Raw genomic sequence first — 22,084 nt, forward strand, 5'->3', positions numbered from 1 at the left:
ACCCTGAACTGCCCCCCAGGAGAGGGTGCGCTCACGACCCCCGATAGGTCGACCAGCCCCACGGGGCAATCAGAAACGGCAAATGATAGTGGTCACCGCTACGCGGCAAGGTGACGTCAATTTGTGCCGACGGATACAGCGTCTCCCGCCCGGTTTGCGCAAACCACTGCCCGATCTCCGCCGTCAGTCGATAGCGCCCTGGGGCTAAATCGCCTTCAGCCATCGAACCAATGCGCCCGTCAGCATTGGTTTCTGCCTCCTTCAACAACTGCCAGCCGCTTTCCGTTTGCTGTTCCAGGCGAATCATCACGCCCGCCGCCGGTTTTCCAAGCGACGTATCCAGGATGTGAGTCGAAATATGGCTCATCGGGCAAACACTCCTTCCAGTCGAAGTTGGGTAATTTGTCGCAGCTGCCGCAGCGCCTCCTGCACTTCATCAGCCTCGGTATTTTTCAGTCGCTGTTGCAGAATCGAGAGGATTTCTTCCCCGCTGCGCCCTTTGGCGCGGATCAGGAACACGCGACCAAACCGCGCTTCATATTCGGCATTCCCTTGCGCCAGTGCCTGTGCCAGCGCCGCATCATGGCGATTGACGGAAGACTGCTCCTGACGCGAAAACGCCGATTCCGCTGAAACGCCTTTCGGTTTATCACCAATGCGCGGGTGCGCTGCCAGAGCAATGTCCAGCTCCGGTAACCGCCAGCGTTCACTCAGCGCGATAGCGGTTTCCAGCACGCTTTCAACGCTCGAAAAAGGCCGCGCCGCCGCCAACGCATGTTGCCATTCCGGCAGCGCAACGCAGGCCGCAATCATCGCTGTCGCCTGCTCCGGGCTGGCGGCATTGAACTGCAACAATGCATCCGGCAACACAATTTCCTGCACCGCCAGGCTGAACGCCTGCAACGCTACCGCGACATCACTTGCCTCGACGGATTCCGCAGGGTGATGACTGATGCCGCCCGCGCAGCGCACAAACAGCATCGCCACCGGCCAGCGTTCAGCCAGCGCCATCGAATCGTGTCCGGCTCCGCTCGGCAGCGTTAGCGCTCTGCCCTGCACTTTTTCGCAGGCGCGAATCAGCGTGTCCTGCAGCGCCGGATCGCACGGCGTGGCAGGCGTGGTGTAAAAAATATCATGGGAGAATATCAGGCCGCGCTGCTGCGCAATCTGCTGCGCTTTTTCCAGCAGCTTAACCAGCAACGCTTCGCGCGTTTCATCGGACGGACTGCGAATATCAAGGCTCAGCGAGACGCTGCCGGGAATGACGTTCACCGCACCTGGCTGGCAATTCAGCGTGCCGACCGTCGCCACCAGCGTCGGGTCGCTCGCCCGGGTCAGCTGTTCAACAGCCACCATCCATTCGGCGGCCCCGGCCAGCGCATCGCGGCGCAGATTCATTGGCACCGTGCCGGCGTGCCCGGCTTCACCGTCGAAACGACAGTTCAGGCGACGCGCGCCGTTGATGGCGGTCACCACGCCCAGCGCTAAATTTGCACCTTCCAGCACCGGCCCCTGCTCGATATGCAGCTCCAGACTGGCGCTAAATTCTTGCGGTAAACGCGCAGCGTGGGCGATTCGCGACGGGTCCAGCCCGGCGTTAACCATCGCCTGCGCCACGCTGATGCCCTGCGCATCACAACAATCCAGCCATTCCGGCGGCCAGGTCCCGGTCAGCCCACGGCTGCCGAGCAGCGTGATGCCAAAACGGGTGCCCTCTTCGTCGCCGAAACCGACGATTTCAATTGCCTGCTCCGCACGCACCTGATGCTGGTTCAGCCACGCCACGACCTCAATGGCCGTCAACACCCCGAGCATGCCGTCGTAGCGCCCGGCGTTGCGCACCGTATCCAGGTGCGAACCGAGCAGCAGCGCGGGCGCGCCTTCCTGTTGCGCTTCGTAGCGCCCGCAAATATTGCCCACCGCGTCCTGCCAGGTGGTCATGCCCGCCTCGGCCATCCACTGCGCGACGCGCGCATTAGCCTGTAAATGTTCAGGTGAGAGGTACACCCGGGTGAGTTCCCCGGGCGTGGCACTGATTTCCGCCAGCTGATCGCTGCGCGCAATTACGCGCGCCGCCGCCAGCCGGGCTTCTTCGGGCGTCATTGGCATCACGTTCTTTTGCATCAATCACCCCTCGTAGGTGTCCCAGGCCGCCTGCATCGCAGCGCCCTGAGTGGTAGTGAAGCCCAGACGGTTCAGCACCGCTTCCAGCGCGGTCAGGGTCTGCAATACGCAGTCTTTACGCGCGTTGTAGCCCATGGTGCCGATGCGCCAGATTTTGCCCGCCAGCGGGCCAAACGAGGTGCCAATTTCGATGTGGAAATCGTTGAGCAGACGCTGGCGCACTTCTTCGCCGTGCACGCCAGCCGGAATAACCACCCCGAGCACGTTATTCATTTTGTGGGAGATATCGCCGAAGACCTCGAGGCCCATGCCCTGAATGCCGTTCAGCATCGCGCGGCCGTGCAGTGCGTGGCGGGCGATCAGTGCGTCCATCCCCTCTTCCAGCATGATCCGCGCGCATTCCCGGGCAGCGAACAGCATACTGGTAGCTTCGGTGTGGTGGTTCAGGCGCTCCGGGCCCCAGTAGTCCATTACCATGCCGAGATCGAAATAGTTCGACCAAATCATTTCGTCTTCGCCATCCTGATGCAGATCGGTGCGGATCCCCTGCTCTATGCATTTTCGCGCGCGGATCGTCGCTTCCATTTCAGCGCTGAGCGTGATCGGCGAACTGCCCGATGGGCCGCCGAGGCATTTCTGTAACCCGGCGGAGACCGCGTCCAGCCCCCAGGCATCGGTTTCAAGCACATTGCCGCCGAGCGACGCGGTGGCATCGGTATAAAACAGCACCCCGTGGCGACGACAAATTTCACCCAGATTTTCCAGCGGTTGCAGCATGGTGGTGGAGGTGTCGCCCTGCACCGTCAGCAACAGACGCGGTTTGACGCGCTTGATCTCATCTTCAATGCGGTCGGCGCTGAATACCTCGCCCCATGGCACTTCGATGGTATGGACTTCGGCCCGACAACGGCGGGCAATTTCACACAGTAGATGGCCGAAGCGACCAAACACCGGGACCAGCACTTTATCGCCAGGACGAATGGCCGACAGCAGAATCGCCTCGATTCCGGCGCGGGACGTCCCGTCCACCAGCATCGTCCAGCGATTTTCGGTTCGGAACACGCCGCGATATAGCGCCATCACTTCGTTCATGTAGCCGGTCATCACCGGATCGTACTGGCCGATCAGCTGGCTGGACATGGCGCGCAGCACGCGCGGATCGGCATTGATCGGCCCCGGCCCCATCAGCAGGCGGTGAGGTGGATTAATGGGCGTAAATGGCTGAACCTCGAACATGGACATATCCTCTGGTCTGGAAACCGGTTATTGAAACGAATGATTCTTTAATACCGTTTTTGCAACGAATGTGCCAGTGCGTTTTTTCCGCTTTGCGCACGAGTCAAGCCAACTCAGCCGCACTGCGCTGATTCAAAACGGAACCCTGCACAGGTGCAATTGCACCACGACAGGGCATTTAGCGCTGTTCCAGTTCATCAAGGGTGTGATAGAGATCGGCGATGCGATGAATGCGCTGCCGTCCATCGCTGAGCGTGCTGTGTAGTAAGGCGTTGGCGAGTAAGTTCACCAGGCTCATGACGCTGCTGTAGCTGTCGAACGCCGAGACGCTGTCCAGCGGGGCCGCAAAATGCCAGCGGCAGCGGGTGCGGATCCCGACAGCCTGCGGTTCGCTCAGCACCAGTACCTGCGCCTGTTGAGCCTGCAACGCCTCGAGCAGCGGGCGGATTACCCGTGGACGGCGACGAAATGCCACCACAATCACCAAATCATCCGGGGTGATATCCACCACTTCTTCCGCCAGCGTCTGACCGGGCTGCGGCATTAGCCAGATGTTACCGCGGCTTTGCATCAGCTGTTGGCGCAGATGCAGCGCCACCGGGCTGCTGTTGCGCAGGCCGACGATAAACACACGCTTCGCGGCGCTGAGTGCAGTGACCACCTCGGCGAACAGGTCGGCATCCAGCGCGTTGACCCATTGGGTGAGATTCGCCATTTCCTGTTTATAGTGACGCGCCAGCAGCGTGTTACCCTGCACCGCATCACGATCGCCGGTGAGCGGCATCCCGCTCTGGCGCAGGGTTCGCAGCTCGTCGCGCATGTCTTTGAAGCGCTCATAACCCAGATGCCGGAACAGGCGACTGACAGTGGCCTTGGATACCCCGCTGAGCCGCGCCAGCTCGGCGCTGTTGTAGCTCACCAAATCGTCAAAGTGATCCATGATGAACGACGCCACGCGCTGTTCCTGTGGAGAAAGTTCGTTGTAACACGCCCTCAGGCGCTCATCCAGCTGCTGCATATCCCGTCTCCTGCAACTTTCGTTTCAACTCAGGCTGACACAGTAAAAGCTCACTCGTCAATCTGGAACGTTTTTTGCCTAATGAGAAAGAAGAGCGTCCACGGAGAAACATCATGCAAAGTAATCTGGCCCCCGGTGCCATGGCGGTAACCCCTCATCATCTCGCCAGCGAATCGGCGCTTTCAGTGTTGCGTCACGGTGGCGATGCCATCGAAGCGATGGTGGCGGCAGCGGCGACCATTGCCGTGGTGTATCCCCACATGAACGGCATTGGCGGCGACGGTTTCTGGCTGATTGTTCCGCCCGGTGGCGAGCCGATTGCCATTGACGCCAGCGGTGCCTCCGGGGCGCAGGCGACGCTGGCGTATTACGACGGTCACGCCAGCATTCCACATCGTGGGGCGAAAGCCGCGCTGACCGTGCCGGGCACCGTGAGTGGCTGGGATGAAGCACTGAACGTTTCCGCAGGGCTTGCCGGCGGGCAGCTTCCGCTTTCACGTCTTCTGGCGGATGCGATTCGCTATGCCGCCGACGGCATTCCAGTGACCCGTTCACAGGCAAGCGCTACGCAGAGTAAATATCATGAACTTTCCGGCGTGCCAGGTTTTGCAGGGACCTTTTTACAGCGCGGCGAAGTGCCCGCGGCAGGCAGTCGTTTCTGCCAGCCGCGCCTCGCCCGCACCTTAACGCGGCTGGCGAATGACGGGCTAGACAGCTTTTATCGCGGGCCGCTGGCGCAGCTGATGGCGGAAGAATTTCAGGCCACCGGGTGTCCGCTGACGGCGCAGGATCTCGCCGGACATCGCGCGCGCCGTCGCGTGCCGTTGAAGCTCAGCCACCAGCTGGGCGATATTTTCAATATGACGCCGCCGACCCAGGGCCTGGTGTCGCTGGCGATCCTCGGTATTACCGATCACCTCGACATGGCCAACGCTGACGAGGTTCAGACCATCCACCGCATCGTAGAAGCCACCAAACGGGCGTTCAGCCTGCGCGATAAATACATCACCGACCCGCGCCATGTGACGCTGCCGGTGCAAAGCCTGCTGGAAGCCGCCTCATTGCAGGAGATGGCAGCCAGCATTGACGATAATCACGCCGCGCCGTGGGGCAAAGGCAAAGGTCCGGGCGATACCGTCTGGCTCGGTGTTATCGACGGCAACGGGCTGGCGGTGTCGTTTATTCAGAGCATTTATCACGAGTTTGGCAGCGGCGTGGTGCTGCCCGAAAGTGGCATTCTGCTGCAAAACCGTGGCGCGGCGTTCAGCCTCGACCCGGATAACCTGCTGGCGCTGGCTCCGGGCAAACAGCCTTTCCACACGCTCAACCCAGCGGCGGCACGGCTGAAAGACGGTCGCACGATGGTGTACGGCACCATGGGCGGCGACGGTCAGCCGCAAACTCAGGCGGCAATTTTCACCCGGCATGTGATTCAGGGCATGCCGTTGCAGGAAGCGGTTGCCGCGCCGCGCTGGCTTTTGGGCCGTACCTGGGGCCAGTCAACGGATTCACTCAAGCTGGAGGGCCGGTTCAGCGAGGCCACTTTCACCGCCCTGCGGGAAAAAGGGCATGACGTGGAATGGCTGCCGGGCATGAGTGAAGCGATGGGCCACGCTGGGGCGATTGTCCGTCACCCCAACGGCATGCTGGAAGGGGCATACGATCCACGCAGCAACGGCAGCGCAGCAGGATTCTAAGGAGCGATGATGAACGAGAATGCGTTTAACTGGCCTGAATATATTCTACTGATGGAACAGCTGTTGGCGGTGCCTCTGGATGCACCACGCCGGACAGAGCTGGCGGTTCAGCTTAGCCGAATTGCCTCGATGGCCGAGCCGCTGATGGCGTTTGAGCTGCCGCACCGCCAGGAAGGTGCAGGAGTGTATCAACTATGACACTGAGCATTCGGGACATTCAGCAAGGATTACGCTACCGCCAGTTCAGCGCGGTTGAACTGGCGCAGCAGACGCTGGCCCGCATTGAGCGGGATAACCCGCAGGTGAACGCCTTCACCGAAGTCACGGCAGAACGCATGCTGCGCGAAGCCGTTGAGATTGACGCGCGTCTACGTCAGGGAGAGACGCATCCGCCGCTCGCGGGTGTGCCGTTTGCGGTGAAAAATTTATTTGATATCGAAGGTGTGACCACGCTCGCCGGGGCACAATTGTTCAGCGAAATGCCGCCTGCAACAGCTGATGCGTTTGCCGTGCAGCAGCTGCGACGGGCAGGCGCGACGCTTGCGGGGGCACTGAATATGGACGCCTACGCCTACGGCTTTACCACGGAAAACAGCCATTACGGCCCGACCCGCAACCCGCGTGATGTGAACCGCATTGCGGGCGGATCTTCGGGTGGATCAGCCGCGGCGGTGGCAGCAAAACTGGTGAATTTTACCCTGGGTACCGACACCAATGGTTCGATCCGCGTGCCCGCCTCGCTGTGCGGCGTGCTGGGCCTGAAGCCGACGTTTGGCCGTTTGTCGCGATCCGGCAGCCATCCGTTTGTCGCCAGCCTCGATCACATCGGCCCGCTGGCTCGCTTTACCGACGATCTGGCCCGCGTTTATGATGCCTTACAGGGCCACGATCCGGACGATAAATGGCAGTCTTTCCGGGAGGTTTCACCCGTTTCATCAATCCTGTCACAGACAACAAATCTGCGCTGCGCCGTGCTGGGCGGCTGGTTTGATGAATGGAGCGACTGTAGCGCCCGCGATGCGGTGGCTCGGGTGGCACACGCGCTTGGTACAAGTGAAAAGCTGGAACTGCCGAACGTGGCGCTGGCCCGTTCCGCCGCTTTTTTGCTGTCGGCGGCGGAAGGCGGCAACCACTATTTACCCACGCTGCGCAGTGATGCAGAACGCTTTGAGCCTAACTCCCGTGAACGCCTGCTGGCGGGCGCGATGACGCCGTCGGCCTGGTACACCCAGGCCCAGCGCTTCCGGGCATGGTTTCGCGATACGACGCTACCACTGTTTAATGATTTTGACCTGCTGATCGCCCCGGCAACGCCGTGCAGCGCAACGCTGATTGGCGACACCACGATGCGCATTAACGGTATCGAACTGCCGACCAAAGCCAGCATGGGTATGCTGACGCAGCCGATTTCGTTTCTGGGTTTACCGGTGGTCAGCGTGCCGCTCAAAACCCACAGCGGTTTGCCAATTGGCGTGCAGATTATTGGCGCACCATGGCAGGAAGCGCAGTGTTTGCAAGCCGCCTGGCAGCTTGAACAAGCCGGTATTCTTTATCAACAGGAAGACATATGACGCCCGAAAACATTGACCGCCCGGCGGTACTGAACGACGTGACCGCCGCATTTTATCGTTATGAAAAAGCCTTAATCAGCAATGACGTTGCGGTGCTGGATGAACTGTTTTGGGATGACGGGCGAACGGTGCGCTACGGCGCGACGGAAAATTTGTATGGAATTGCGGAGATCCGTGATTTCCGTCATTCGCGGCCTTCAAAGGGGTTGGATCGGCTGCTGCGCCATACGACGATCACCACGTACGGCGAGGACATGGCGGTGGCAAGTACCGAGTTTACACGCGAGAACAGCGAGCGCATCGGCCGCCAGATGCAGACCTGGGTGAAATTCCCCTGCGGCTGGCGCATCGTGGCGGCACATGTAAGTTTGATGGGGTAATTTTTTGGCCGGTGCGCTTTTCTTTCACCCTCTCCTGGGGAGAGGGTCGGGGTAAAGGCGCCACGATATGTCAGGCGGTACCGTTGAACGAGTGCGTTTTCACCCAGTGTTCAGCGATATCCTGACGGCGACAAATCCACACATCATCGTGGCTCTGCACATAATCCAGAAAACGCTGCAGCGCGCGAAAACGTCCTGGTCTGCCTAACAGGCGGCAGTGCATGCCAATCGACATCATTTTTGGCGACGTTTCCCCTTCTTCATATAGCACATCGAAACTGTCTTTCAGATAGGTGTAAAACTGCTCGGCAGTGTTGAAACCTTGGGCGGTGGCGAAGCGCATGTCGTTGGCATCCAGGGTGTAAGGCACGATCAGATGTGGTTTGCTATCGACCGTGGTCCAGAACGGCAGATCATCGCCGTAATAATCGCTGTCGTAGAGAAAATCGCCCTGCTCTGCCACCAGCTGGCGAGTGTTCGGGCTGTCGCGCCCGGTGTACCAGCCGAGCGGCTTTTGGCCAAACAACGCTTCGAGAATTTCGACCGCCTGCTGCATGTGCTGGCGTTCGGTCTGAATATCGAGATTCTGATAGTGGATCCAGCGCCAACCGTGACTGACCACGTCGTAGTCTGCGGCTTTTATGGCATCGACGATCGCCGGGTTTCGCGCCAGGGCCATCGCCACACCGAACACCGTCAGCGGTAATCCGCGCTTTTGAAATTCCTGATGAATGCGCCAGAACCCGGCTCGGGAGCCGTATTCGTAGAGGGAATCCATCGACATATGTTTGTCGGGGAAACTGGGCGCACCAATGATGTCAGAGAGAAACTGCTCGGAACCGCTGTCGCCGTGCAGGACGTGGTTTTCGCCGCCCTCTTCAAAATTGAGTACAAACTGGACGGCGATGCGCGCGCCGCCCGGCCACTGCGCATGTGGCGGTTGCCCGGCGTAGCCCGCCATGTCGCGAGGGTAGTTTTCGGTAAAATGCCAGACGCGCTTGTCCGTTGCTGATTGCATGTTAATTCGACCTCTTTATCAGATGACCGCCGTCCTCAGCTCAGCATGTCGAAGCCTCCGCTCAGCGGCTTTTTATTGGGGTATGCGAGGTCGCCGTATTTGCTGGTGCCAAGACCCAGCGCCACGAGCGATTCCACCATTTTCACCGCCGCCGTTACGCCATCAATCACCGGGATACCCAGTTCCTGCGTCAGCTCGCGGGCAAGGTTCGCCATGCCGCCGCAGCCAAGGACAATCGCCCCGCTGCCGTCTTCGCGTTTTGCCTGAATACAACGCTCGCGTACTTTCATCTGTGCAAGACCCGTACCATCTTCCAGTGCTAACACCGGTAAATCGATGGCGTGCAGCGCCGCGCAGTGATGTTCGAAACCATATTGCTGCAATAAATGACGGGCGATGATCACCGTACGCGGCAGTGTGGTGACGATGGAAAAGCGAGTCGCTACCAGCGTCGCCATGTGCATCGCCGCTTCGGCAATGCCTACCACCGGCCCGCTGGCGAGTTCACGCGCGGCGAGTAAACCCGGATCGCCAAAGCAGGCAATCACGTGCCCGTGTGCGCCCTGCGCTTTGCCGTGTTTGATTTGCTCCAGCACGCCAATCGCCGCGATGGCTTCATCAAAATGGCCTTCAATCGACTCCACGCCCTGAGTCGGACAGGTCGCAAGAATGGTGGTGCCCGGAGCCGCAACGCTACGGGCCGCGTCACCAATGGTGTGCGTCATAGCGGCGCTGGTGTTGGGGTTGATCACTTGAATCAAATGTTGCATCGAACGACATCCTCTTGTTGTTTTGCCCTGTCGCGTAGCACCACGCCTGGGCAGTAAAATGGTTACCCGCACTGTAATAATGCACATCCTGCATCAATACAGGCTCTTTTACGCAATTTATTGCCGCGAAACCCCGTTTGTTTCTTGATAACTGAATCTGGCCCGATTCATGCAACGAAAGTTGCAGACATTCCGTCAGCATCTGTTTTTTAAAGGAGCAGATTTCATGCCAAATCAGAAACCAGAGTACAAATCGGGCTACAGCCCAAGACTGACCAACAACGATCTGGCGCCAACCCGGCAACAGAGTTGGTCGTGGTACAACATTTTTTCATTCTGGATGTCCGATGTGCATAGCATGGGCGGCTACGTGGTGGCCGCAAGCTTCTTTACCCTTGGCTTAGCGAGCTGGCAGGTGCTGCTTTGCCTTCTGGCCGGTATTTGTATCGTGCAGTTGTGCGCCAATCTGGTGGCGAAACCCAGCCAGATGGCGGGCGTGCCTTACGCCGTGATTAGCCGTCAGGCGTTTGGCGTGTTCGGCGCTAATATTCCGGCGGTGATCCGCGGCCTGATTGCCTTTGCGTGGTACGGCATCCAGACTTATCTGGCGGCCAACGCGCTGATGCTGGTCGGTCTCAAGTTTTGGCCTTCTCTGGCCTCGTTGACCACCGCTCATTTCCTCGGTCTGTCGCATTTGGGTTGGATCTGTTTTGGCATTATGTGGGTGCTGCAGGCGCTGGTGTTCTGGCACGGTATGAGCGCCATTAAGCGTTTTATCGATATCGCCGGTCCGGCCGTGTATATCGTGATGATGGCGCTGGCGGGCTGGATTTTGTATCAGACCGGCCTGGACGGCATTTCCTTTACGCTTGCCAGCAAACAACTGAGTGCCGGAGAGCAAACCTGGCAGATGATCACCGCCACGGCGCTGGTTGTTTCCTATTTTTCTGGCCCGCTGCTGAACTTTGGCGACTTCTCGCGTTACGGCAAAAGCATGCAGGAAATTCGTCGCGGCAACCGCTGGGGGCTACCGTTCAACTTCCTGCTGTTCTCGATTGTGACGGTGATTATTGTTTCCGGCTCGCAGTCGCTGTTTGGCCGCATGATTACCGACCCGATTGAAACCGTGAGCCACGTCGGCAACAGCGTCGCAATGGCCATTGGCCTGCTGACGATGATCACCGCCACCATCGGGATCAATATCGTGGCGAACTTTGTCTCTCCTGCATTCGACTTCTCGAACTGTTCACCGCAGAAAATCAGCTTCCGCACCGGAGGGATGATTGCCGCAGTGGGCTCTGTGCTGCTGACGCCATGGAATCTGTTCCAGTCGCCGGAGCTGATTCATTATACGCTCGACGTGCTAGGCGCATTTATCGGGCCGCTGTTCGGGATCCTGCTGGCAGATTTTTATCTGATTAAGCGCGGAAAAGTGGTGGTCGACGATTTGTTCACCGTCTCCCCTGCGGGCCGTTACTGGTACAAAAATGGCTTTAACCCCAAAGCAATTGCCGCGCTTGCCCCGTCGGTAGCGGTTGGGCTTATCATCAGCTTTATCCCGGCCCTGCATGAAGTGGCTAACTTTAGCTGGTTCATCGGCGCGTTCCTGAGCGCAGGCTGCTATCGCTGGATTGCCCGCCACGACAAAGAAGGTGTGAGCGATGCTTTCACCGGCGTGGAAATTGCCAAAGAGTAAGTTCCGCGGGCCTGAATACCTGAGGATTCGGGCCCGTAAAGTGATCCCCCGACAGACACGGACAGGAATAATTAGGGTAGGATGCCCTACATAAATGACGGGTTATCAATAAGGAACGCTATGACCATCCCTTCACTTTCCCCCGCTGAGGCCAGAACGCTTCTGGCACAGGGCGCGGCCCTGATAGACATTCGCGAACCGGATGAATATGCCCGCGAAAATATTGCCGAAGCGCATTTACTCTCACTTTCCGCTATCGAAAATGGCGACCGGCTTGGCCCTTTCGAAGACTACGATACGGTGATTTTTTATTGTCAGTCTGGCGCACGCACCGCGCAGAATGCACAAAAACTGGAGCAGGCGGTTGCCCCGGCGAAAATGTTTATTCTTGAAGGTGGCCTGAATGGCTGGAAGAAAACGGGTGAAGCAGTCCTGAAGGATAAGTCTCAGCCGCTGCCCATTATGCGTCAGGTGCAAATCGTGGCGGGTACGCTGATTCTTATTGGTGTGATTCTGGGCTACAGCGTTCATCAGGCATTCTTCCTGATCTCCGGTTTTGTCGGTGCGGGTTTGCTGTTTGCTGGCGTCAGTGGATTTTGCGGGATGGCGCGTTTGCTGGGCGTGATGCCCTGGAATCGCCGCTAGATTTGATTTCCCCTGTCGGGTGCATCATGGCAGGGGAAGTATTTGCCGTGAGAACGGCAGAAACGACGAAGGCCTGAATCATTTCTGATTCAGGCCTTCTGAATAGTGGCGGAACGGACGGGACTCGAACCCGCGACCCCCTGCGTGACAGGCAGGTATTCTAACCGACTGAACTACCGCTCCACTGTTCCCTTGGGAACGAGGCGAATATTACGGATTCCCCGATCCTGCGTCAACGCTTTTTCTTAAGTTTTGAATCAGTTGCTGCAAAAATCGCCCATATGCGCCTTTTCAGCGCGTGTTCACGGGTTTCAGGCACGCCAGAGACAGCTTCCGCCTTTCTTTTGCACCAGGTCAAGGCGCGATTCATGGGCCGCTAACTCTTCATCACTGGCGGAAATAACCCGTAATGCCCCGGCTCCACGCACAATACGCTGAATTCCAGAGTCATTACCCTGCTGCTGGCTGTCCCCTTCCATCGCAAACTTCATCGACGTTTGTCCGCCGGTCATCAGCAAATAGACGTCGGCCAGAATCTGGCTATCGAGCAATGCGCCGTGCAGCGTACGTTTGCTGTTGTCTATTTCATAGCGCGAGCACAACGCATCGAGACTGTTACGCTTGCCGGGGAACATTTTACGCGCCAGCGCGAGGCTGTCGGTGACTTTGCAGAAGGTGTTGGTCTTGGCAATACCACGATTGAGTTTGGCAAACTCGTAGTCCATAAAGCCGATATCGAACGATGCGTTATGGATGACCAGCTCTGCGCCCTGAATGTATTCGATAAACTCGTCAGCAATGTCGGCGAACGTCGGTTTGTCGAGCAGGAACTCATCGGCAATCCCGTGTACGCCGAACGCTTCGGGATCGACCAGGCGGTCAGGTTTGAGATAAACGTGGAAGTTATTACCCGTTAAACGACGGTTGATCACCTCAACCGCACCGATTTCAATGATCTTGTGCCCTTCGTAATGCGCACCGATCTGGTTCATACCGGTGGTTTCCGTATCGAGGACGATCTGTCGGGTAATTGCAGTGCTCATATCGTTCATTTATGTCAGACTTACCGTTTTCGTGTCGATTTCAATTAAAGGAAGTCTACCAGAGATGCTTAAACAGGTAGAAATTTTCACCGATGGTTCTTGCCTCGGTAACCCAGGCCCTGGCGGCTACGGCGCAATTTTACGCTTTCGTCAGCATGAGAAAACCTTTAATGAAGGTTATTACCTGACCACCAACAACCGTATGGAGTTGATGGCCGCCATTGTGGCACTTGAAGCGCTGAAGGAACATTGTGAAATCACCCTCAGCACCGACAGCCAGTACGTTCGCCAGGGGATTACACAGTGGATCCACAACTGGAAAAAACGCGGCTGGAAAACGGCAGACAAAAAGCCAGTGAAGAATGTCGACCTGTGGCAGCGTCTCGACGCCGCGCTCAGTCAGCATAAAATTCAGTGGGAATGGGTGAAAGGCCATTCTGGCCATCCAGAAAACGAACGCTGTGATGAACTTGCTCGCGCCGCAGCGATGAGCCCGACGCAGGCAGACACGGGTTACAAACCGGAAAGTTAATCTTGCGGTTTCCGATACTGGCGCGTGGCGCCGACCGTCTGACGCATCGGGTTCCTGGATTTGCTTTGCCGCGCTGGGTTGAGCGTCAGCGGCACCGTTCTTTTACGTGCAACAATCACCTGTAAACACCCTAATGCGGGCACATGCGTACTCAGGATCCGCCCGCCCTGGCGGGTCCAGGGCAGCACCTGAAAGCGGCTCTGGTGCAGCACTTCAAAATTGAGTACACCCAACCAGTCGAGCTGACGCATCAGGCTAAACATCCGGCTATTATAAGGCATGCGGTGGCGTAGAACCGGTACCATCTTACGTAACCCCATCAGACTGACCGGGTTGAACGCCGTCAATATGAGCCAGCCATCATCAATCAAAACGCGGTCGGCTTCTCGCAGCAAACTGTGCGGGTCCTGACACCAGGGCAAAGTGTGCGCCAGTAAACAGGCATCAACCGACTTTTCGGCAAACGGTAAATGTAGCGGGTCGGCCTTCACCTGCATCGGGTCGCCATCAAGCGATACGTTGACCTGATGGGAGATTGCACACGCATCGGTATTGATTTCCGCGCTCAAATTGCCGATTTTAAGCAGATGAAATCCATAAAGTTTCGCCATCCACGGCTTTAACTGTTGTTCCAGCGCTTCACGATAGTATTCGCCCCAGGGCATTTCCGCCCAGTGGTTTGGCGCCGTAACTGTCAGAGGTATCCTTGCCGGTTTCATCACAACCTTCCGCAACATTATGAGAGGTAATCAATGAATCTTAACAGTATTCCCGCATTTCAGGACAACTACATCTGGGTGCTGAGTCAGGACGATGGAAAGTGTTTGATTGTCGACCCTGGCGAAGCGGCGCCAATCCTTGCCGCTATTGCTGAAAACAACTGGCAGCCGCAGGCCATTTTATTGACTCACCACCACCATGATCACGTTGGCGGAGTGAAAGAACTGAAGGAAAAATTCCCGGGACTTGTGGTGTATGGCCCGCAGGAGACACAAGATAAAGGGGCCACCCATATCGTTCAAGAAGGTGATACGGTCGATGTTTTGGGATGCGAATTTTCTGTAATTGCAACCCCCGGACATACCTTAGGCCATGTATGTTTCTTTAACGATCCTTACCTTTTTTCTGGCGATACGCTGTTTTCCGGGGGATGTGGACGTCTCTTCGAAGGCTCGCCAGAGCAGATGTATCAGTCACTTCAAAAATTACAGGCACTTCCAGACCATACCGTCATATGTTGTGCACATGAATATACATTAGCAAATGTGAAGTTTGCATTGAGCGTGCTACCCCATGATCGGGCGATAAACGAATACTATAAAGAAGTGAATGAGTTACGTGCAAAAAACCAAAAAACACTACCCGTAATTCTGAAAAATGAGCGTCGAAGTAATGTATTTCTTAGGACAGATGATACTGATTTAATTGAAGAAATATTCAAAGAAACAAATTTGCAACAACCTGAGCAGCGTTTTACATGGTTAAGGTCAAAGAAAGATAACTTCTAAGTGCCCAGGGTTGCCTTTTAATTTTTTCGCCGTTATGATTGCTCGTCTTTTAAGCAACTATTGACCACACACATGAAGGCACGAGCGATATTACTCGCCTCTGTCCTGCTAGTGGGTTGCCAGGCCAATCGAGATGGTAACGTACAACAGCACGCACAGAGCCTTTCTGCGGCTAGTCAAGGGGAAGCAGGGAAGTTTGCAAGTCAAGCGCGATGGATGGACGATGGAACATTTTATGCGCAGGATCAGGACTTGTGGGCTTCTATTGGCGGCGAGCTAAAGATGGGAATTCCGGATAATGGCCGGATTCGCGAACAGAGACAAAAGTATTTACGTAATAAGAGCTATCTCCACGATGTAACTTTACGGGCAGAGCCGTATATGTACTGGATAGCAGGGCAAGTTAAGAAACGTAACATGCCTATGGAACTGGTACTACTACCCATAGTGGAGAGCGCTTTTGACCCCCATGCAACGTCTGGCGCCAATGCCGCAGGCATCTGGCAGATCATTCCGAGCACAGGGCGCAATTATGGTTTAAAACAGACCCGCGCATATGACGCGCGTCGAGATGTTGTTGCTTCTACTACGGCAGCACTCGATATGATGCAGCGTCTAAACAAGATGTTTGACGGCGACTGGTTGTTAACGGTCGCAGCGTATAACAGCGGCGAAGGTCGTGTGATGAAGGCAATGAAAGCGAACAAATCGCGGGGTAAACCTACCGATTTCTGGTCGCTGTCATTACCTCAGGAAACGAAAATTTACGTGCCTAAAATGCTGGCCTTGAGCGATATTCTTAAGAACAGCAAACGCTATGGCGTTCAGCTGCCGACGGCAGATGAAAGTCGTGCACTGGCTCGCGTTCGACTGGATAGCCCTGTTGACGTGAGGCAAGTGGCGGATATGGCCGGTATTTCAGTCACCAAGCTGAAGGCGTTTAATGCGGGCGTAAAGGGTTCTACCCTTGGAGCCAGCGGACCAAAGTATGTGATGGTTCCGCAAAAGCATGCCGACCAGTTACGTGAGTCTCTGGCCTCTGGCGATATCGCCGCGGTTCAGCCGACGCTTGTGGCCGATAATTCACCGATGACCAGCCGTGGCTATAAGGTACGTTCAGGTGACACCCTTTCGGGTATCGCGGCACGCCTTGGCGTGACATCGAAAGATCTGCAGCAGTGGAATTCACTGCGCGGCGCGCATCTTAAAGTGGGCCAGAACCTGACCGTTGGCGCAGGGAACAGTGCATCCCGTCTCGCGAAAAACAGCGATAGCATTACGTATCGCGTTCGCAAAGGAGATTCGCTGTCGAGTATCGCTAAGCGTCACGGCGTGAACATCAATGATGTTGTGCGCTGGAACGATGATACCGACAACCTGAAGCCGGGTGATCAACTGACGCTGTTTGTTAAAAATAGCGACAGACCCGATTCCTGATAAACCTGTTTAGCAAAAAAGGCACCGATTCCCTCGGTGCCTTTTTTATTTATGCGGCTTTATGCGCCTCGGCCATTATGGTGTCGCTGGTAAACGACCCCTCCTCCTGCAGCTCAAAATACTCCTTCACTTCCTGAGAGGCACTTTCCTGGTACAGACGAATAGCGGTACACAATGCCTCTGGGGTACGCATACGCGCCACCCAGGAGCTGTATTCCAGCGGTAAGCGGTCGGTAATCAAACTGTCGGTAATCAGTCCGGCTTCGTTGATCATTGAGAACCACTCCCCGCTTGAGTAATTGCGTACATGTGAGGTATCACGCAATGCTTCAACGGTCTGCAACCAGACGTCTCTCAATGGATGACCGGGAGACATGATGTCCATGATGATGAATATGCCACCCGGCTTCAGCACGCGTTTGATTTCACGCATCGCCTGCCCCACGTCATGCCAGTGATGGGCAGAATAACGGCTGATCACCACATCGTAAGAAGCGTCGTCAAAAGGCAAAATTTCCGCATAACCCTGAGACGTCGTGATGTTGTTCAGTCCTTTGTCTTTCGCCGCCTGTTTCACCACTTCGAGCATTTGTGCTGACAAGTCGTAAGCCGTTACTTGCGCAACGTGCGCGGCGGCAACGAAGCTCGCATGCCCTGCTCCGCAGCCGAGATCCAGCACTTTTGCCTGCGGGAATGCGCTCAGACGCTCACCCAGACGCTGTAAATCACGCCCTGATGAATGTACCGCGCTGGTTAAATAGGCACTTGCCTGAGAGCCAAACTGTTTATCGACATTATTGTGGTGAGATTGCTTTGTCATTGTGTTGTCCTTCGGTTGATTGAATGATGAAAGGGCAGCACCTTACGTGCACAGGTCTGCCCCACGGCAGACCTGACTTACCTTTATCGCTCAGGTTTGCCGGGACTGAATTCCACTAGTAGCGGATTGTGATCGGATGCGCGAGTCACCAGAACAGAGGCTTCATGCACATTCAGGCCACGGTAGAACACAAAATCGAGAGGGCGACCGAACGCACGGCGGCGCTGATCGTCGGTGAAGCGGACTTCACGCAGTGACATTTCACGCGCAAAGCGATAAAGCGCATTCATTCGCGGACGGCTCCAGGCATTAAAATCACCTGCCATGATGATAGGCCCGCTGTGATGGGCAATTTGATCGCCAATCGGTAAAAGCTGCTTACTGTAGACGTCGACACCCAGACTGAAATTGACCGCGTGAATATTGACGACCATCAGCAGACGAGAGTCCGGTAACGGATAGACCGTGACCAGCGCCGACTTTGCCAGACGCAGAATGGGCTCCCGTTCGCGTAACGGGCAGCAGTAAACCGGATGGGCCGACGATAAGGTCATCACGCCAGAAGGATGCTGAGGTAAAACAAAGGCAGGCACCTGATCGGCGGCCAGATAATGGGTGGTGGCAAAACGAACCAGTTCGGGCGTGGTTTGAGCTTCCTGGAGCAAGACCAGATGGGCGTCTTTACCAAAGTTTTTCAGTACCGATAACCATTCGGCGCGCTGCTGCTTAAAAATATTCCATACCAGAACGCGAATTTTCGCTTCGCTACTCAGCGGTTCACCGGCGGGCAATGCCTTGCCAATAGTCGCGAACGAACCGGGAGGTAAGATCCTCTCGGCCGGTTGTCCGGCAACGTAACGCATGGCATAGGTATTTTTTCGCACTTTGGTTTTATGGCCTCAATAACAGAAAAACCACGCTGACATCACAGTGTGGTTCTTCTGTTATAGGGACTTTTGCTCACAGTTTCAACGCTATTTTCCAGAAAGATACGCCGCATACTGTAAGCAAATGAGGACTACGTTCGCTGGGCAACCGCCACTTGTGCTGGTTTATCGAGACGTCCACTGACGCCGATTAACAAGAAAGCGACGAACACAATAACCGCTCCGATCCACGGTGTTTGCGCCAGACCGTAATGCTCAACGGTTTGACCGCCAATGATCGATCCCAGTGCAATCCCTACGTTAAAGGCGGCAATGTTCAGACCCGATGCGACATCGACCGCGCCAGGCGTGTACAGCTCGGCTTTCTGCACGACATACACCTGGAGGCCAGGGACGTTACCGAAGGCAAAAATCCCCATCACCAATACGGTGGCAAGTGCTGCGTATTGCATCGAAGCCGTGAACTGGAACACCAACAACAGAACCATCAACGCGGCAAAAATGATTTTTAATGCCGGAACTGCGCCGTGTTTGTCGGCAAGTTTGCCGCCCCAAATATTGCCAATAGCGACCGAAACACCGTAGCCCAATAGGATCCAGCTGACTGCGTTCGGCGAAAAACCAGCCAGATTTTGCATCATCGGCGCAAGGAAGGTAAAGGCGGTAAAGACGCCACCGTAACCCAGGGCGGTTATCGCATAGATAATCAGCAAGCGGGGGTGGGTCAGCACCTGCAGCTGTTCACGAAGCGTTGCGGCCGCACGCTGCGGAATGTTTTTAGGCACCAGAATAAGGCTGCTGATGAAAGCGATAACCCCCAGCAACGAGACGGCCAGGAAGGTTTCACGCCAGCCAAAATGCTGTCCGATAACTGTCCCCAGCGGCACACCCGTTACCAGAGCTACGGTCAGGCCACCAAACATGATGGCGATAGCTGAAGCGGCTTTTTCTTTCGGTACCAGGCTGGTTGCGATGGTTGACCCAACGGAGAAGAACACGCCATGTGCGAGACCCGTCAGCAAACGCGCTAACACCAGCGTGCCGTAACCCGGTGCCTGCCAGGCCAGCAGATTACCGGCGGTAAATAGCACCATCAGCGCCAGCAACAGCTGCTTGCGTGGCATCCGGCCAGTGAGTGCAGTGAGCACCGGTGCACCAATCGCCACGCCAAGGGCATAGATAGATACCAACAGTCCCGCAGAGGGTAAAGAAACAGAAAGTTGTTCAGCAATCGTCGGGACCAGACCGACTATAACAAACTCCGTCGTGCCGATTGCAAAGGCACTGATCGTCAGGGCAAGTAGCGCCAGTGGCATAATTTACTCCGTATCATCAGGATTAAGATGACACGCAGTATGCGCCAGTGTTTAAATAACAAAAATGCTCAAAATCTCAATAGAATTTTGCAGGTGGTGCAACAATGAGAGCAACATCCGAAGAAATTGCCATATTTGTCGCGGTGGTAGAAAGCGGCAGCTTTAGCCGTGCGGCAGAACAACTTGGCCAGGCGAATTCAGCCGTAAGCCGCGCCGTCAAAAAGCTGGAGTCAAAACTGGGCGTCAGCTTACTGAATCGCACCACGCGTCAGCTCAGCCTGACTGAAGAAGGTGAGCGCTATTTTCGTCGTATGCAGGGCGTTTTGCAGGAGATGGCGGCTGCCGAAAATGAATTAATGGAAGCACGACATACGCCGCGTGGGTTGTTGCGTATCGATGCGGCAACGCCTGTTATCCTCCATTATCTGATGCCTCTGATTAAGCCTTTTCGCGAGCGCTATCCTGAAATTACGCTTTCGCTAGTTTCTTCGGAAACGTTCATTAATCTTATTGAGCGAAAGGTTGATGTAGCCATCCGTGCAGGTACGTTAACCGACTCCAGCCTGCGCGCGCGGCCTCTGTTTACCAGCTACCGGAAAATCATCGCTTCACCGGATTACGTGGAGCGTTTCGGAAAACCGGAAACGGTGGAAGAGCTGAAGCAACATCAGTGTCTCGGATTCACCGAGCCTACGTCACTCAACACCTGGCCAATTTCCTGCTGTGATGGGCAGTTGCATGAGGTAACGTCAGAGATATCGTCTAACAGTGGCGAAACGCTGAAACAGCTTTGCCTGAGCGGCAATGGTATCGCCTGCCTGTCGGACTATATGGTGGATAACGAGATTGCCAGAGGGGAATTTGTCGAACTGATGGCCGATAAAAGACTGCCGGTGGAGATGCCGTTTAGCGCCGTCTACTACAGTGACCGTGCGGTCAGCACACGTATTCGGGCGTTCATTGATTTTCTGAGCGAGCACGAAGCTCAGCGTAAAAAGTAAATTGGGGGCAACGATGCCCCCATCTTGATTAATCCCAGTTCGGCGCCAGACCTTCTGGGCTCACCAGACGATCGTTGCATTCCAGTGCAGCTATTGCCGCTCTGTCAGCATCATCCAGCTTAAGATCCTGTGCTAACAGGTTGCTCTCCAGGTTCTCACGCTTGGTTGATGACGGGATCACGGCATATCCTTCCCCCATCGCCCACGCGAGAATCACCTGTGCAGGCGTTGCAGCATGTTTGTCTGCGATGCCATGAATGACTTCATCTTTCAGAGCCTTACCATAAGCCAGCGTCATGTACGACGTAATGTGTATGCCATGCTTTTTGGCCCACTCAACAACGTTGCGGTTTTGCAGATACGGAGAGAGTTCAATCTGATTGGTAGCAATATTTTCTGCCCCAACCGCGGCGATCGCTTTTTCCATCAATGGGATGGTGAAGTTAGAAATACCTATCTCTCGCGTCAAACCACTTTTTTTGGCTTCCAGCAATGCCTGCATAAACTCTTCAACAGAAACAGCATCTTGTGGTGATGGCCAGTGGATTAACGTCAGATCCACATAATCCGTACGCAGCTTTTTCAGGCTTTCTTTGAGGCTTGGGATCAGCGCATCTTTGCTCAGATTTTCAATCCAGATCTTGGTGGTAATAAACAATTCGCTGCGTGGCGCACCGCTTTCAGCGATCGCCTGACCAACTGCAGCTTCATTATCATAAATCTGGGCGGTATCAACAGCACGATAGCCGAGTTCGAGAGCCGTTTTTACTGATGCGATAACTACGTCGTCTTTAAGACGGAAAGTACCTAAACCAAATGCAGGGATTGTCATAACTTCCTCATGAATTACTTTATGTGTGTTTTCAGAGGATTATCGCGAGTGCGGATGAGAAGAAAAAGAGTTAAAAACGCAGAGGATTTTTGCGATTATGGCAATAATCGATGGATTTAGACAAAAGAAAAAGCCCTGAGCAGATGCTCAGGGCTTTCAATAAGTGGCGGAACGGACGGGACTCGAACCCGCGACCCCCTGCGTGACAGGCAGGTATTCTAACCGACTGAACTACCGCTCCACCGAATTTCTTTACAACAACCGGTTTTATACCCCGGTTTGACCTGCTAATTTGATGCCTGGCAGTTTATGAATCACTGTGTGATTCACCCTTCGGGCCGTTGCTTCGCAACGTTCAAAGCTTTCGCTTTGTCCTACTCTCTTTCGAGTAGCGAACTGCCCTGAAGATTCGTGCCATTCTTTCAATTTGATGCCTGGCAGTTCCCTACTCTCGCATGGGGAGACCCCACACTACCATCGGCGCTACGGCGTTTCACTTCTGAGTTCGGCATGGGGTCAGGTGGGACCACCGCGCTGTTGCCGCCAGGCAAAT

General features: G+C 55.6%; 22 protein-coding genes, 2 tRNA genes, 1 rRNA gene and 1 pseudogene. 10 read left to right on the forward strand and 16 right to left on the reverse strand.

The window, feature by feature from the left end; translation table 11 throughout:
* Positions 1 to 31: 31 nt before the first annotated feature.
* The 5 genes and pseudogenes from uraH to MUU47_RS23275 form a co-directional block, all read right to left on the reverse strand.
* Positions 32 to 367 (reverse strand): hydroxyisourate hydrolase, encoded by a 336-nt coding sequence (uraH, locus tag MUU47_RS23255; protein WP_159752161.1) that lies wholly within the window; start codon positions 365 to 367, stop codon positions 32 to 34.
* On the reverse strand, positions 364 to 882 hold the full coding sequence (gene uraD, locus MUU47_RS23260; RefSeq protein ID WP_258990608.1) for a 2-oxo-4-hydroxy-4-carboxy-5-ureidoimidazoline decarboxylase: 519 nt from the start codon (positions 880 to 882) through the stop codon (positions 364 to 366). The genes uraH and uraD overlap by 4 nt, the downstream gene beginning before the upstream one ends.
* Positions 871 to 2,109 (reverse strand): annotated as a pseudogene (gene hpxK / locus MUU47_RS23265) (allantoate amidohydrolase); the annotation flags it as partial. The pseudogene hpxK and the gene uraD, both read right to left, overlap by 12 nt.
* Positions 2,110 to 2,127: 18 nt before the next feature.
* Complete coding sequence (pucG, locus tag MUU47_RS23270; RefSeq protein WP_258990524.1) at positions 2,128 to 3,360, reverse strand: pyridoxal-phosphate-dependent aminotransferase family protein; 1,233 nt, start codon at positions 3,358 to 3,360, stop codon at positions 2,128 to 2,130.
* A 178-nt stretch (positions 3,361 to 3,538) separates the two neighbouring features.
* Positions 3,539 to 4,378, reverse strand: coding sequence for a MurR/RpiR family transcriptional regulator (locus MUU47_RS23275; protein WP_258990525.1), 840 nt, complete (start codon positions 4,376 to 4,378; stop codon positions 3,539 to 3,541).
* 110 nt (positions 4,379 to 4,488) lie between these two features.
* Here MUU47_RS23275 and MUU47_RS23280 point away from each other — a divergent pair, with 110 nt between their 5' ends.
* From MUU47_RS23280 to hpxZ, 4 genes are read left to right on the forward strand one after another with little or no spacing between them, the layout of a single operon-like run.
* Positions 4,489 to 6,075 (forward strand): gamma-glutamyltransferase family protein, encoded by a 1,587-nt coding sequence (locus MUU47_RS23280; protein ID WP_258990610.1) that lies wholly within the window; start codon positions 4,489 to 4,491, stop codon positions 6,073 to 6,075.
* A 9-nt stretch (positions 6,076 to 6,084) separates the two neighbouring features.
* Positions 6,085 to 6,273 (forward strand): oxalurate catabolism protein HpxX, encoded by a 189-nt coding sequence (hpxX, locus tag MUU47_RS23285; protein ID WP_258990612.1) that lies wholly within the window; start codon positions 6,085 to 6,087, stop codon positions 6,271 to 6,273.
* Positions 6,270 to 7,646, forward strand: coding sequence for an AtzE family amidohydrolase (locus MUU47_RS23290; RefSeq protein ID WP_258990526.1), 1,377 nt, complete (start codon positions 6,270 to 6,272; stop codon positions 7,644 to 7,646). Before hpxX ends, MUU47_RS23290 begins: the two co-directional genes overlap by 4 nt.
* Complete coding sequence (hpxZ, locus tag MUU47_RS23295; protein WP_258990527.1) at positions 7,643 to 8,026, forward strand: oxalurate catabolism protein HpxZ; 384 nt, start codon at positions 7,643 to 7,645, stop codon at positions 8,024 to 8,026. Before MUU47_RS23290 ends, hpxZ begins: the two co-directional genes overlap by 4 nt.
* Before the next feature lie 70 nt (positions 8,027 to 8,096).
* Here hpxZ and puuE read toward each other — a convergent pair whose 3' ends face one another.
* Positions 8,097 to 9,044 carry an allantoinase PuuE gene (gene puuE, locus MUU47_RS23300; protein WP_258990528.1) on the reverse strand — a complete coding sequence of 316 codons (948 nt, stop codon included), beginning with the start codon at positions 9,042 to 9,044 and terminating at the stop codon, positions 8,097 to 8,099.
* A 35-nt stretch (positions 9,045 to 9,079) separates the two neighbouring features.
* The gene (gene hpxA / locus MUU47_RS23305) at positions 9,080 to 9,814 is read right to left on the reverse strand and encodes an allantoin racemase (protein WP_258990530.1); all 735 of its coding nucleotides are present in this window, start codon (positions 9,812 to 9,814) and stop codon (positions 9,080 to 9,082) included.
* A gap of 226 nt (positions 9,815 to 10,040) precedes the next feature.
* Here hpxA and MUU47_RS23310 point away from each other — a divergent pair, with 226 nt between their 5' ends.
* Positions 10,041 to 11,510: an NCS1 family nucleobase:cation symporter-1 gene (locus MUU47_RS23310; protein ID WP_258990531.1), complete on the forward strand. Its 1,470-nt coding sequence runs from the start codon at positions 10,041 to 10,043 to the stop codon at positions 11,508 to 11,510.
* Between the two features lie 120 nt (positions 11,511 to 11,630).
* Positions 11,631 to 12,155, forward strand: a complete 525-nt coding sequence (locus MUU47_RS23315) for a rhodanese family protein (RefSeq protein WP_258990532.1) — start codon at positions 11,631 to 11,633, stop codon at positions 12,153 to 12,155.
* Positions 12,156 to 12,261: 106 nt separating this feature from the next.
* Here the strand turns inward: MUU47_RS23315 and MUU47_RS23320 are convergent.
* Together MUU47_RS23320 and dnaQ are read right to left on the reverse strand one after the other, a co-directional pair.
* Positions 12,262 to 12,338 (reverse strand) — tRNA-Asp (locus MUU47_RS23320).
* A gap of 128 nt (positions 12,339 to 12,466) precedes the next feature.
* Positions 12,467 to 13,198: a DNA polymerase III subunit epsilon gene (gene dnaQ / locus MUU47_RS23325; RefSeq protein WP_258990533.1), complete on the reverse strand. Its 732-nt coding sequence runs from the start codon at positions 13,196 to 13,198 to the stop codon at positions 12,467 to 12,469.
* 64 nt (positions 13,199 to 13,262) lie between these two features.
* Here dnaQ and rnhA point away from each other — a divergent pair, with 64 nt between their 5' ends.
* Entirely contained in the window at positions 13,263 to 13,730 is a 468-nt protein-coding gene (gene rnhA, locus MUU47_RS23330; protein ID WP_509908851.1) for a ribonuclease HI, read from the forward strand.
* On the opposite strand, the gene MUU47_RS23335 is transcribed toward rnhA, so the two are convergent.
* Positions 13,727 to 14,449: a class I SAM-dependent methyltransferase gene (locus MUU47_RS23335; RefSeq protein WP_258990534.1), complete on the reverse strand. Its 723-nt coding sequence runs from the start codon at positions 14,447 to 14,449 to the stop codon at positions 13,727 to 13,729. The two genes, rnhA and MUU47_RS23335, sit on opposite strands and share 4 nt — an antisense overlap.
* 33 nt (positions 14,450 to 14,482) lie before the next feature.
* On the opposite strand from MUU47_RS23335, the gene gloB reads away from it, so the two are divergent.
* Together gloB and mltD are read left to right on the forward strand one after the other, a co-directional pair.
* Positions 14,483 to 15,238 carry a hydroxyacylglutathione hydrolase gene (gene gloB / locus MUU47_RS23340; RefSeq protein ID WP_258990535.1) on the forward strand — a complete coding sequence of 252 codons (756 nt, stop codon included), beginning with the start codon at positions 14,483 to 14,485 and terminating at the stop codon, positions 15,236 to 15,238.
* 72 nt (positions 15,239 to 15,310) lie between these two features.
* Positions 15,311 to 16,675: a murein transglycosylase D gene (gene mltD / locus MUU47_RS23345; RefSeq protein WP_258990536.1), complete on the forward strand. Its 1,365-nt coding sequence runs from the start codon at positions 15,311 to 15,313 to the stop codon at positions 16,673 to 16,675.
* A gap of 49 nt (positions 16,676 to 16,724) precedes the next feature.
* Here mltD and MUU47_RS23350 read toward each other — a convergent pair whose 3' ends face one another.
* The 3 genes from MUU47_RS23350 to MUU47_RS23360 all read right to left on the reverse strand — a co-directional run bounded on the left by MUU47_RS23350 (position 16,725) and on the right by MUU47_RS23360 (position 19,698).
* Entirely contained in the window at positions 16,725 to 17,495 is a 771-nt protein-coding gene (locus tag MUU47_RS23350; protein WP_258990538.1) for a class I SAM-dependent methyltransferase, read from the reverse strand.
* A gap of 83 nt (positions 17,496 to 17,578) precedes the next feature.
* Positions 17,579 to 18,379, reverse strand: coding sequence for an endonuclease/exonuclease/phosphatase family protein (locus tag MUU47_RS23355; protein ID WP_159775882.1), 801 nt, complete (start codon positions 18,377 to 18,379; stop codon positions 17,579 to 17,581).
* Positions 18,380 to 18,513: 134 nt separating this feature from the next.
* The gene (locus MUU47_RS23360; protein WP_258990540.1) at positions 18,514 to 19,698 is read right to left on the reverse strand and encodes an MFS transporter; all 1,185 of its coding nucleotides are present in this window, start codon (positions 19,696 to 19,698) and stop codon (positions 18,514 to 18,516) included.
* A 104-nt stretch (positions 19,699 to 19,802) separates the two neighbouring features.
* Between MUU47_RS23360 and yafC the strand changes: the two genes are divergently transcribed.
* Positions 19,803 to 20,699: a DNA-binding transcriptional regulator YafC gene (gene yafC, locus MUU47_RS23365; RefSeq protein ID WP_258990541.1), complete on the forward strand. Its 897-nt coding sequence runs from the start codon at positions 19,803 to 19,805 to the stop codon at positions 20,697 to 20,699.
* A 28-nt stretch (positions 20,700 to 20,727) separates the two neighbouring features.
* Here the strand turns inward: yafC and dkgB are convergent, their stop codons facing one another.
* The 3 genes from dkgB to rrf all read right to left on the reverse strand — a co-directional run bounded on the left by dkgB (position 20,728) and on the right by rrf (position 22,079).
* A complete protein-coding gene (gene dkgB / locus MUU47_RS23370; RefSeq protein WP_258990542.1) occupies positions 20,728 to 21,531 on the reverse strand; it encodes a 2,5-didehydrogluconate reductase DkgB in 804 nt (267 codons plus the stop codon).
* Between the two features lie 164 nt (positions 21,532 to 21,695).
* A tRNA-Asp gene (locus MUU47_RS23375) sits at positions 21,696 to 21,772 on the reverse strand.
* A gap of 191 nt (positions 21,773 to 21,963) precedes the next feature.
* A 5S ribosomal RNA gene (gene rrf, locus MUU47_RS23380) occupies positions 21,964 to 22,079 on the reverse strand.
* Positions 22,080 to 22,084: the final 5 nt, after the last annotated feature.

It is taken from the genome of Scandinavium hiltneri (genome assembly GCF_024764835.1).
GTDB classification, from domain to species: Bacteria; Pseudomonadota; Gammaproteobacteria; order Enterobacterales; family Enterobacteriaceae; genus Scandinavium; species Scandinavium hiltneri.

Bases quoted from the DNA above. Each gene is read 5' to 3' on its own strand.
- uraH (WP_159752161.1), bottom strand. From the start codon at position 367: ATGAGCCATATTTCGACTCACATCCTGGATACGTCGCTTGGAAAACCG.
- pucG (WP_258990524.1), bottom strand. From the start codon at position 3,360: ATGTTCGAGGTTCAGCCATTTACGCCCATTAATCCACCTCACCGCCTG.
- MUU47_RS23275 (WP_258990525.1), bottom strand. From the start codon at position 4,378: ATGCAGCAGCTGGATGAGCGCCTGAGGGCGTGTTACAACGAACTTTCT.
- hpxX (WP_258990612.1), top strand. From the start codon at position 6,085: ATGAACGAGAATGCGTTTAACTGGCCTGAATATATTCTACTGATGGAA.
- MUU47_RS23290 (WP_258990526.1), top strand. From the start codon at position 6,270: ATGACACTGAGCATTCGGGACATTCAGCAAGGATTACGCTACCGCCAG.
- hpxZ (WP_258990527.1), top strand. From the start codon at position 7,643: ATGACGCCCGAAAACATTGACCGCCCGGCGGTACTGAACGACGTGACC.
- puuE (WP_258990528.1), bottom strand. From the start codon at position 9,044: ATGCAATCAGCAACGGACAAGCGCGTCTGGCATTTTACCGAAAACTAC.
- hpxA (WP_258990530.1), bottom strand. From the start codon at position 9,814: ATGCAACATTTGATTCAAGTGATCAACCCCAACACCAGCGCCGCTATG.
- MUU47_RS23310 (WP_258990531.1), top strand. From the start codon at position 10,041: ATGCCAAATCAGAAACCAGAGTACAAATCGGGCTACAGCCCAAGACTG.
- MUU47_RS23315 (WP_258990532.1), top strand. From the start codon at position 11,631: ATGACCATCCCTTCACTTTCCCCCGCTGAGGCCAGAACGCTTCTGGCA.
- dnaQ (WP_258990533.1), bottom strand. From the start codon at position 13,198: ATGAGCACTGCAATTACCCGACAGATCGTCCTCGATACGGAAACCACC.
- rnhA (WP_509908851.1), top strand. From the start codon at position 13,263: ATGCTTAAACAGGTAGAAATTTTCACCGATGGTTCTTGCCTCGGTAAC.
- MUU47_RS23335 (WP_258990534.1), bottom strand. From the start codon at position 14,449: ATGAAACCGGCAAGGATACCTCTGACAGTTACGGCGCCAAACCACTGG.
- gloB (WP_258990535.1), top strand. From the start codon at position 14,483: ATGAATCTTAACAGTATTCCCGCATTTCAGGACAACTACATCTGGGTG.
- mltD (WP_258990536.1), top strand. From the start codon at position 15,311: ATGAAGGCACGAGCGATATTACTCGCCTCTGTCCTGCTAGTGGGTTGC.
- MUU47_RS23350 (WP_258990538.1), bottom strand. From the start codon at position 17,495: ATGACAAAGCAATCTCACCACAATAATGTCGATAAACAGTTTGGCTCT.
- MUU47_RS23360 (WP_258990540.1), bottom strand. From the start codon at position 19,698: ATGCCACTGGCGCTACTTGCCCTGACGATCAGTGCCTTTGCAATCGGC.
- yafC (WP_258990541.1), top strand. From the start codon at position 19,803: ATGAGAGCAACATCCGAAGAAATTGCCATATTTGTCGCGGTGGTAGAA.
- dkgB (WP_258990542.1), bottom strand. From the start codon at position 21,531: ATGACAATCCCTGCATTTGGTTTAGGTACTTTCCGTCTTAAAGACGAC.